The sequence below is a fragment of the Ruegeria sp. YTSC003 genome (genome assembly GCF_059609785.1).
This window is the reverse complement of sequence record NZ_JBXWMK010000009.1, coordinates 176,729-186,529: the sequence shown is the minus strand read 5'-3', so window position 1 is coordinate 186,529 and position 9,801 is coordinate 176,729. Positions and strand designations below refer to the sequence as shown.

Annotated in this window: 12 protein-coding genes, 1 tRNA gene and 1 riboswitch; of the genes, 6 read left to right on the top strand and 7 right to left on the bottom strand. The window is 57.4% G+C overall.

Translation table 11 applies throughout. The features are described 5' to 3' along the window. Window positions 1-376: 376 nt before the first annotated feature. Window positions 377-452: transfer RNA gene (locus AC2FFH_RS17170), tRNA-Lys, on the bottom strand. Between the two features lie 211 nt (window positions 453-663). On the opposite strand from AC2FFH_RS17170, the gene dapF reads away from it, so the two are divergent. After that, a complete protein-coding gene (gene dapF / locus AC2FFH_RS17165) occupies window positions 664-1,506 on the top strand; it encodes a diaminopimelate epimerase (RefSeq protein ID WP_496844903.1) in 843 nt (280 codons plus the stop codon). Continuing rightward, window positions 1,503-2,759 carry a tRNA (N(6)-L-threonylcarbamoyladenosine(37)-C(2))-methylthiotransferase MtaB gene (mtaB, locus tag AC2FFH_RS17160; RefSeq protein WP_496844901.1) on the top strand — a complete coding sequence of 419 codons (1,257 nt, stop codon included), beginning with the start codon at window positions 1,503-1,505 and terminating at the stop codon, window positions 2,757-2,759. Before dapF ends, mtaB begins: the two co-directional genes overlap by 4 nt. Before the next feature lie 93 nt (window positions 2,760-2,852). Here mtaB and AC2FFH_RS17155 read toward each other — a convergent pair whose 3' ends face one another. The 4 genes from AC2FFH_RS17155 to AC2FFH_RS17140 all read right to left on the bottom strand — a co-directional run bounded on the left by AC2FFH_RS17155 (window position 2,853) and on the right by AC2FFH_RS17140 (window position 5,952). Continuing rightward, window positions 2,853-3,638, bottom strand: coding sequence for a cytochrome c1 (locus AC2FFH_RS17155; protein WP_496844900.1), 786 nt, complete (start codon window positions 3,636-3,638; stop codon window positions 2,853-2,855). Between the two features lie 17 nt (window positions 3,639-3,655). Then, complete coding sequence (gene petB, locus AC2FFH_RS17150; protein ID WP_108860628.1) at window positions 3,656-4,987, bottom strand: cytochrome b; 1,332 nt, start codon at window positions 4,985-4,987, stop codon at window positions 3,656-3,658. Window positions 4,988-5,002: 15 nt separating this feature from the next. Continuing rightward, a complete protein-coding gene (petA, locus tag AC2FFH_RS17145; RefSeq protein ID WP_058272711.1) occupies window positions 5,003-5,587 on the bottom strand; it encodes a ubiquinol-cytochrome c reductase iron-sulfur subunit in 585 nt (194 codons plus the stop codon). A gap of 116 nt (window positions 5,588-5,703) precedes the next feature. After that, entirely contained in the window at window positions 5,704-5,952 is a 249-nt protein-coding gene (locus tag AC2FFH_RS17140; RefSeq protein ID WP_496844899.1) for a hypothetical protein, read from the bottom strand. Here AC2FFH_RS17140 and AC2FFH_RS17135 point away from each other — a divergent pair. From AC2FFH_RS17135 to AC2FFH_RS17125, 3 genes are all read left to right on the top strand, one after another. Next, on the top strand, window positions 5,951-6,499 hold the full coding sequence (locus AC2FFH_RS17135; protein WP_109313713.1) for a helix-turn-helix domain-containing protein: 549 nt from the start codon (window positions 5,951-5,953) through the stop codon (window positions 6,497-6,499). The two genes, AC2FFH_RS17140 and AC2FFH_RS17135, sit on opposite strands and share 2 nt — an antisense overlap. Beyond that, window positions 6,496-7,029 carry a GNAT family N-acetyltransferase gene (locus AC2FFH_RS17130; RefSeq protein ID WP_496765758.1) on the top strand — a complete coding sequence of 178 codons (534 nt, stop codon included), beginning with the start codon at window positions 6,496-6,498 and terminating at the stop codon, window positions 7,027-7,029. The genes AC2FFH_RS17135 and AC2FFH_RS17130 overlap by 4 nt, the downstream gene beginning before the upstream one ends. 186 nt (window positions 7,030-7,215) lie before the next feature. Next, window positions 7,216-7,659 (top strand): c-type cytochrome, encoded by a 444-nt coding sequence (locus tag AC2FFH_RS17125; RefSeq protein WP_496765761.1) that lies wholly within the window; start codon window positions 7,216-7,218, stop codon window positions 7,657-7,659. A 52-nt stretch (window positions 7,660-7,711) separates the two neighbouring features. Here AC2FFH_RS17125 and AC2FFH_RS17120 read toward each other — a convergent pair whose 3' ends face one another. Next, window positions 7,712-8,320 (bottom strand): glutathione S-transferase, encoded by a 609-nt coding sequence (locus tag AC2FFH_RS17120; protein WP_496765766.1) that lies wholly within the window; start codon window positions 8,318-8,320, stop codon window positions 7,712-7,714. Between the two features lie 74 nt (window positions 8,321-8,394). Next, window positions 8,395-9,006 carry an FMN-binding negative transcriptional regulator gene (locus AC2FFH_RS17115; protein ID WP_496765768.1) on the bottom strand — a complete coding sequence of 204 codons (612 nt, stop codon included), beginning with the start codon at window positions 9,004-9,006 and terminating at the stop codon, window positions 8,395-8,397. 53 nt (window positions 9,007-9,059) lie between these two features. Further along, a riboswitch (FMN riboswitch) is annotated at window positions 9,060-9,207 on the top strand. Window positions 9,208-9,279: 72 nt separating this feature from the next. On the opposite strand from AC2FFH_RS17115, the gene AC2FFH_RS17110 reads away from it, so the two are divergent. After that, window positions 9,280-9,720, top strand: coding sequence for a 6,7-dimethyl-8-ribityllumazine synthase (locus AC2FFH_RS17110; protein WP_496844897.1), 441 nt, complete (start codon window positions 9,280-9,282; stop codon window positions 9,718-9,720). Window positions 9,721-9,801: the final 81 nt, after the last annotated feature.

Here is a 9,801-nt window from a genome sequence, read left to right as displayed (position 1 = left end):
AATCAAACCAACCAGATGAGCCACATCCTCTCTTAGATCAGAGCGCCATCTGTCCCAAAATCCCTGACGACGGACAGTACAAGCGGACACAGCTTCGCTTTTCTCAGCGTAGCAGTTCAAACTATGTGTGCTCTTTTGGAAGCTGCACGCGACAGTCAGTTGCCGCTCTGTACAGTGTCAGTGTACCGAAAACTCTTCCAAATGTCAAAAAGCGCCAGAATAACAATACCTTGCGGATTCATTGAAAGAGGGAATCCACACACTCAACGAAACGGTTTTCTACACATTTCTACGTCAATCTATGCCGCGTGGTTGCTAGGTGGTTGCTGTAGGCGTGAGAAAATCTCGCCTATTCTTGCTAACCCTTTGAAAAAAGTGGTGAGCCGTGCAGGATTCGAACCTGCGACCCACTGATTAAAAGTCAGTTGCTCTACCAACTGAGCTAACGGCCCACTCTTTTGCTGGATCTTGTAGATCCGTGGCGCTCTTTAAGTCATTTTCCCGACCGGGTTCAAGACCTTATTTGCACCTCGTATCGCCAGAGTAATCAGTGTTTCCGGCGACCCGATAGGCGGCCTAATTAGGCAGGTGGCGCTGGGGGGTCAACCCCCTTTTTTAAGGAATCTGCGTCGCAGGGTGGATTCCTTTCGGGTGCAGGGTTATATGCGCGCCATGCAAGGATTACAGAACACTGGTTTGCCCTTCATGAAGATGCACGGGCTGGGCAATGACTTTGTCATTGTGGACGCGCGCGCGTCTGCCGCGTGGATTAGTCCGGCACTTGCGCAGGGAATCGGGCACCGTCAATTCGGGGTCGGGTTCGATCAGCTCGCCGTCATCGAGAACGGCGAAGCGGATGCACATTTGGTGTTCTACAACTCGGACGGATCCACCTCGGCTGCGTGTGGAAATGCCACCCGTTGCATCGCCCGTTTCCTGATGAAGGAATCGGATAGATCCGACCTGACACTGACGACAGAACGCGGCACTCTTTACGCCAAGGACGCCGGAGACGGCCTGACCTCGGTCAATATGGGGCACCCCCAACTAAATTGGAACGAGGTTCCGTTGTCTGAGGAAGTCGACACACTGGAACTGCCCATCGAGGGAGCGCCGACGGCCACCGGGATGGGCAATCCGCATTGCACCTTTTTTGTCGACGATGCCGAAGCCATCCCTCTGACCGAGTTTGGTTCGCGTTACGAGCACCATCCGCTCTATCCTGAGCGTACCAATGTCCAAATTGCGCAGATCATTGCACCGGACCACATCCGCATGCGCGTGTGGGAGCGTGGCGTAGGCATCACCCTGGCTTCGGGATCATCCTCATGCGCCACGGCCGTTGCTGCTGCGCGTCGCGGCCTGACTGGGCGCAAAGTACAAATTGAGCTGGACGGCGGGACGATCTGGATCGACTGGCGCGACGATGGCGTTTGGATGACCGGGCCCACTTGTCACGTGTTCTCGGGCACACTGACACCGGAATTTTTGGAATCACTGGCATGAGCGCGCCGAAGTTCACCACCCTGGGCTGCCGCCTGAACGCCTATGAGACCGAGGCGATGAAAGAGCTGTCGGCGCAGGCCGGACTCACCGACGCGGTGATCGTGAACACCTGCACCGTCACGGCAGAAGCGGTGCGCAAAGCCCGGCAAGAGATTCGTAAGCTACGGCGGGAAAATCCTGACGCGCGGCTGATCGTGACAGGCTGTGCGGCCCAGACCGAGCCTGACACCTTTGCTCGAATGGATGAGGTCGACGCGGTCATTGGCAATACCGAGAAGATGCAGCCCGAGACCTGGAAAGGCATGGCGGCGGACTTTATCGGCCAGACCGAGACGGTGCAGGTCGATGACATCATGTCCGTCACCGAAACCGCAGGCCACCTGATCGACGGTTTTGGCACCCGCTCGCGCGCCTATGTTCAGGTCCAAAACGGCTGTGACCATCGCTGCACTTTCTGCATTATCCCCTACGGCCGTGGAAACTCGCGCAGCGTCCCAGCAGGTGTTGTGGTGGATCAGATCAAGCGGTTGGTGGATCGGGGCTATAACGAAGTCGTCCTGACTGGCGTTGATCTGACCTCGTGGGGCGCCGATCTACCGGCGCAACCCAAGCTGGGTGATCTGGTGATGCGCATTCTGAAACTGGTGCCCGATCTGCCACGCCTGCGGATCAGCTCGATCGACTCGATCGAAGTGGATGAGAATCTGATGCACGCCATCGCGACAGAATCTCGCCTGATGCCGCATCTGCACTTGTCCTTGCAGCACGGCGACGATCTGATCCTGAAGCGGATGAAACGACGTCACCTGCGCGATGACGCCATCCGCTTTACTGAAGAAGCCCGTAAACTGCGCCCCGAGATGACCTTTGGCGCTGATATCATCGCAGGCTTCCCAACCGAAACCGATGATCATTTCGAAAACTCGCTGAAACTGGTGACGGATTGCGATCTGACCTGGCTGCACGTGTTCCCTTATTCCAAACGCGACGGCACGCCGGCCGCCCGCATACCGCAGCAGGTGAATGGGAACATCATCAGGGACCGTGCCGCCCGCCTGCGCGCGGCCGGAGAGGCGCAGGTCACAAAACACCTGCAGACCCAAATTGGCAAAACCCATCACATCCTGATGGAAAACCCGCATATGGGCCGCACCGAACAATTCACCGAGGTCGATTTTGAGGCACCGCAGGCCGAAGGGCAGATTGTGACGGCAACAATCACAGGTGCCACCGGCACGCAGCTACAAGCCTGATCCCTCCTTCATCTGGCGCCCTGACCGATTGCAACAAAATAAAACCCCCGCAGCCGATGGCGCGGGGGTTCAAACATTGCGGGGCTGTGAAACTCAGTCTCGTTTCTTACCTTTGACACCTGCCCACAGGCGCTTGTTCACAAGGTACAGAAGCACCGACAACAGCGACAGGAACAGCACGCCGACGAAGCCCGAGTACTTGCGCTCCATCATTTTTGGCTCGGCGGTCCACATTAGGAAGGCAGCGATGTCTTCGGACATGGCTTCGACAGTGGCCGGGTGGCCGTCGGCGAATTCAACCTGATCTTCGGACAGCGGGGGCGCCATCGAGATCCAGCCTCCGGGGAAAGCTTTGTTCTCATACAGGATGGTGCCTGCTTCTTCTTTTTCTTCACCGGTATAGCCGTCCAGCAGCGAGGCGATGTATTCCGCGCCACCCATGCCTTTGAAGAACTGGTTGATGCCCAGACCATAAGGCCCGTGGAATCCGGCGCGGGCCTTGGCCATCAGGCTCAGGTCCGGTGCGCCAACACCGTCATTGACCGGGAAGTGGTCGGTCGGGATGGCCGGACGGAAATCGTCCAGCTCGGGATCGAACACTTCGAAGTTGTCTGCCGAATAGGCGATGACTTCTTCTTCCGAATAGCCCAGCGCTTCGAGATCACGCAGAGGCACATAGCGCAGGCCGTGGCAGGCTGCACAGACCTCGGTATAGATCTGAAGGCCGCGCTGCAGCTGGTTTTGATCCCAGGTGCCAAAGGGGCCTTCAAACGAGAAGTGGAAGTCTTCGATGTGCTGCTCGCCCCCACCTGCTGCGAAGGACGCAGCAGGGGTAAGGGCCAAAGCAAACGCGGCACCGATTGCAAGTTTCTTGAACATGTTTCCGGTCCCTCTTCTTACTCGGCCGGCGTGGCGTCAGCGTCAGCCTTGCCATAATGCGCGTTGAAGTCTTCTTCGATGGTCTCTGGCTGTGGCAGCGGTTTTTCGATGACACCCAGGATCGGCAGGATCACGAAGAAATAGGCGAACCAGTAGGCGGACGCGATCAGCGAGAAGGTCGCATAGGGCTCTTCCGCGGGCATCGCACCCAGCCACATCAGGGCAAAGAAGTCGATGATCAGCAGGTAGAACCACCATTTGAACATCGGGCGGTATTTGCCCGAACGCACGGTCGACGTGTCCAGCCAGGGCGCCAGCGCCATTGCCAGGATCGCACCGAACATCGCAATCACACCAAAGAACTTAGCGTCAACGATGCCACCGGTGATGAAACTGGCAAATTGTACAACCCAGACTTCACCGGTAAAGGCGCGCAAGATCGCGTAGAATGGCAGGAAGTACCATTCGGGAACGATGTGTGCTGGCGTTACCAACGGGTTGGCTTCGATGTAGTTGTCCGGGTGGCCCAGATAGTTCGGCATGTAGCCGACGATGGCCCAGAACACGACCAGGATCACGGCCAGAGCGAACAGGTCCTTGATCACGAAGTACGGCCAGAATGGCAGGGTGTCTTTCTCGGCATCGGCTTTCGACGTGCGGCGAACTTCAACACCCGTGGGGTTGTTGTTGCCGGTGGTGTGGAAGGCCCAGATATGCACAATGACCAGAGCCGCGATAACAAACGGCAGCAGATAGTGTAGCGAGAAGAAGCGGTTCAGCGTGGCATTGTCCACCGCGGGTCCGCCCAGCAGCCAGGTCTGGATCGCGTCACCCACAAACGGGATCGCGCCAAACAGGCCGGTGATCACGGTCGCACCCCAGAAGGACATCTGACCCCAAGGCAGAACATAGCCCATGAAGGCAGTACCCATCATCATCAGATAGATAAGCATACCGATGATCCACGTGATCTCACGCGGGGCTTTGTATGAGCCGTAGAACAGGCCACGGAAGATGTGGATGTAGACCGCAACAAAGAACAGCGACGCGCCGTTCATGTGAATGTAGCGCAGCATATAGCCGCCATTCACGTTGCGCATGATGTGCTCGATGCTGGCGAAGGCCAGATCGACATGCGGTGTGTAGTGCATCACCAGAACGATACCGGTGACGATTTGCAACGCCAGGCAGAACGCCAGGACGATGCCCCAGATCCACCACCAGTTCAGGTTTTTGGGGGTTGGGATCATGATGGTGTCGTAAATCAGGCCGACGATGGGCAAGCGGCTGTTCAGCCATTTCTCGCCGTTTGTCTTCGGCTCGTAATGATCGTGGGGAATTCCGGACATAAGTTTGGGTCTCCCTTAGCCGAGTTTGATGGTGCTGGCGTCGGTCCACTCAGCGGGCGGAACGGGCAGGTTTTCAGGTGCGGGACCTTTGCGGATACGTCCGGCCAGATCGTAGTGCGATCCGTGGCAGGGGCAGAACCAGCCGCCAAAGTCGCCAGCATCGCCCAGCGGCACACAGCCAAGGTGCGTACATACGCCCATCTGAACGATCCACGCGCCCGGCGCTTCGCCCTCGGGCGACGGCATCACGCGGTTGGCGTCGGTTGCCGGAGCGTCCGCGTTCAGGTTGGAGTTGCGGGCCAGCGGATCAGGCAGTGCATCAACGCCTTCGGCGTCCTGTTCCTGCGCTTCTTGAATTTCGGCACCGGTGCGGTGGCGGACAAACACAGGTTTACCCAGCCATTTCACGGTCAACTGCGTACCGGGTTCAACGCCGCTCACATCCACGCGGATCGAGGACAGCGCCTGAACGTCTGCCGATGGGTTCATTTGATTGATCAGGGGCCATACGGCTGCACCCGTCGCGACGACACCTGCGCCGCCTGCGACGTAGTAGAGGAAATCTCTGCGGGTGCCTTCGTGGTCTTCTGCGTGGGACACGAGGTTTTCTCCGATTCCGGCGCCCGGGGGTGACCCGAGCAAACATGCATCAGCACCGCATCAAAGCGGCGTCTCATCGCGGCTATCTATCCGGGAGAATTCGGTTCGTCCAGCGGTCATAGGCGCGCAGTGCACCACAACAGGGCATTCATGTCACAACGAGAGGCGAAAGTTTCAAGATACGGACCTGTTTTTTGGCAAAAACACTCCGGTCCCCCGGCTTTTCCAAATGTGATTCGATTCGCTCCGGCGGGATAGAACGGTGCAGAACCGACCCAGCCCCAAAAGGTTTTACAGAATGCCGATCCGCCCATCTTGAACTTTTCGTCATATTCGGGAATATTTCCGTATATGAGAAGTTCCATGGAAGCCACCTCTGACAAACTGGCCACGCATTTGCGTGGATTGCGAGAGCAGCACGGCATGACCCTCGATACTTTGGCTGGAAGAACCGGTCTAAGTCGCGCCACCCTGTCACGGATCGAGAAAAACGAAGTCAGCCCGACCGCCGAGACGCTAGGCCGTCTGGCAACGGTTTATGCAGTACCGATCTCTCAGCTACTTACCCCGTTGGAGCAAAGTTTCCAACCGATCGTCCGGCGGCACGACCAGCCGTTCTGGACGGATCGTGGGCGCGCGTTTCAACGTCGCAGCGTTTCGCCCCCCAGTGGGCACCTTTCGGTTGAATTGATCGAAGGAACCCTGACCGCGCGGCAGCGCATCGCCTATGATGCACCCGCAGTTCCGGGGCAAGAGCATCACCTGTATGTCTTGTCCGGGCAGATCGAAATCACGGTCGAGAGGAAAGCTTATGACCTTCGACAAGGGGATTGCCTGCGGTATATTTTATTTGGCGAAACCGTATTTGAAACGACCCATAGTCCCTGCACTTACGTGATCGCATTGTCATGACCGTTCAGACACCCAACGTCTTCCGCCTTACCCCGACGGATATCGACCACAATCTGACAGACCTGTGCCGCACGCTTGTTGACAGCGTTGCCGATGGTGCCGCGATCAGCTTCATGATGCCGCTCGACCATGACAGCGCCGCGCGGTTCTGGACGGATGACGTCAAACCCGCCATCGAAACAGGCGAGCGGCACTTGTTTGGCGCATATTATCAGCGTCGCATGATCGGTACGGTCCAGCTGTTGCTTGCCATGCCCCCAAATCAGCCCCACCGGGCAGAAATCTCGAAGATGATCGTTCACCCTGATGCCAGGCGTCGCGGTTTGGGCAAGGCCCTGATGCAAGAGGCCCTGAAATCTGCACAAGAAGCCGGGAAGACACTCATCACACTCGACACGCGCACCGGAGACGTCTCGGAATCCCTTTACAGGTCTGTCGGGTTTCAACCGGCAGGTGTCATCCCCGATTTCGCATTCGACCCGGACGGAAAGTCCCGTCACGCGACGACCTATATGTACCGATACCTTTGACTTAAGCTCGAATTTACGGTGACGCCCGACGTAGCAAGACGCGCCTTTTCAACAGGGCATATCGATGTAGAAAATCTGAGTTAAAAATAGATATTTTACAAAGGCTTAGCCGCGTTTGATTTCGATTGAACTTTGAACGCAAATGATCGAAATGCGGGAAATCCCAATCTCTGCAGGACGTCTCTCATGTCAAAGCTCTTTGCACCAACCCTAATCCTCGCACTGACCGTGCCCTTTCAGGCGATAGCGGCCGGTGATCCGGCGAAAGGCGAAAAACTCTACAATCGCTGCTCTTCTTGCCACGCAATCATCAAAGATGGCCAAGTTCTGGTCAAAGGCGGCATCACTGGCCCGAATCTTTACGGCGTCGTCGGTCGCGTCGCAGGAACCGAGTCAGATTACCTGAACGGAAGCGAACGTTTGCCCATCGGAATGTTCACCGACGACATGATCCGCGCCGGTCAGAAAGGGCTGGTCTGGACACAAGAGAATATCGCCACGTATTCCAAAAACCCGATCGCATTTATCCAGGAATATCTGGATGACGAAACCGCGCGCCCAAACATGAGCGTCAAACTGAAAAAGGGCGCCGATGACATCGCGGCCTATCTGGCGACATTCAACGAGTGATGTCTGTCGCTGGTCGTTCTGCCATCAGAGCGACCAGCGCATTGATCCCCGATCAGGCCGGCGGTTGCGTTGCGGCCATGCTGGGGCGTTCGACAAACTTCTCGTACCATGCGGCCAGCGCATCATTTCCCCTGCGCCACCCGCGCGCATCGTGACGGAAATCGACGTAGCCCAGCGCGCAGGCCACCGCGACCTGCCCCATATCCAACGGTCCGGACAGATGCGCCATCCACCGCTGGTTCAACGCGGCGCAAGCGCGTTCTATCTTGTCCCATTGCGCATCGGCCCAGCCCTCCCATTGCTTGTCTTCGGGCCGCATCCGAGCCTCATAGGTGATCAGCAACGCCGCATCCAGAATACCATCCGCCAGCGCCTCAAGCGTCAGCACATCCCAATGCCGGGCACCGTCCTGATAAAGACCGGCCTGCCCGCGCGCGTCCAGAAACGCACAGATAACACGGCTGTCGAACAGGGTCGGTCCATCTGGGCGCTCTAATGCGGGCACTTTTGTCAGCGGAGCCTTGGCCAATAGCGGCTCGGCCGGGGAAATTGGCGTTGTTGCAACGTTCAGCAGTTCGACATCCTGCAACTGGTCTGTTTCATGCAACAAAACCATAACCTTACGGACATAGGGCGAAGTGGGACTAAAATAGAGTTTCATAAGAGATCTCCCTGAATTGCCGGAACTCTACATCACCCAATGCAAAACAAAACCCGTCAATTGGTGCGCCAACCTCACCCTCTCATCAACTTTTGCAGAGCATCAAGCTCGGACCCGATCCCGTCGTTTGCGATATGTTCTGACGCGCTCAGGCGGGCTGCATCGGGCTTGTTCTGGTTTAGCTTCCAGGTGCCTTGAATGTCGTCAACGCGAAACCGAAACGGCACGATCATGCGCATCATCTTATCCAACGCGTCTTGGCTCATCTTGCCGGTCGTCCAAGGCGGTTTAGGCAGCAAGCGTGCCTCATAAAAGGCGGACTGGCGATTTAACAGGTCCAGCAACTCCGCGTGCGGCCGCTGTTCTAACTGACCGATCAGATGCACAGCGACATAGTTCCATGTCGGAACCTGATCGGCGATCCCGTACCAATCCGGAGATACGTAGCCATCTGGCCCGGTGACAGCGATTCTGGCTGGTTTAGGGTCTTTCAGCATGCGGACGATCGAGTTCGATCTGACAAGATGCAGCTCGGCCAGCGTGCCATCCTCAGACAGCAGAAACGGCACGTGGCTAATCAACGGTGCCTCATCCGTCGACACCGCAAGAACCCCAAACGCGCGGTCACGCGCAAAGGCGATGTGGCGCGCAGTCTCTTCTGCGCGGAAGGCTGGATTGGGGTGCATGGCTGTCCTCCTGCGAAATCTCTTGCAGAACCGGCCGCACCTTGGCAAGGTCCGCCCGTTCTCAGGGCGGGGTGAAATTCCCCACCGGCGGTATGCGGGCGATGATCCGTAAGCCCGCGAGCGGCCCCGGTGTGCGGGGTGTCAGCAGATCTGGTGAGATGCCAGAGCCGACGGTTACAGTCCGGATGAAAGAGAACGTGCAGCGCGTCGGCCCTAGCTTGCGCCTGCCCGTGATCGCCTTGGGTGACGTGTCTGTTGCGAAAGGAGATCATGATGACACACACCCGCTATGCTTTTGTAAAAGCCAACTGGCATTCCGATATCGTTGATCAAGCCCTAGAAGGGTTTCTGGAACTCATCCCCGCCGATCAGGTTGACGTTTTTGACGTCCCCGGCGCGTTCGAAATGCCGCTGCTGGCCCGCGATCTGGCCCAGACCGGTCACTACGCCGCGGTCGCCTGCGCGGCGTTTGTCGTGGATGGCGGTATTTACCGGCACGATTTTGTGGCTCAGGCCGTTGTCGATGGGTTGATGCGTGCTGGCATGGATACAGGGGTACCGGTCCTGTCTATTTCCTTGACGCCGCACCAGTATCAGGAAACCGATCACCACAATGCTATCTACCGGGCGCATTTTGTAGAGAAAGGCCGCGAAGCCGCTCAAGCCGCGCTGAAAATTGCAGCCACGCGTGCCCAACTGGCCGCGGCAGCATAAGCACGACAGGTTGGGGCAAACACGCCCCAACCGCAAATCCGCTTGAGGCCAATGGCCTTGCCAGCTAATCACGACGCGCAA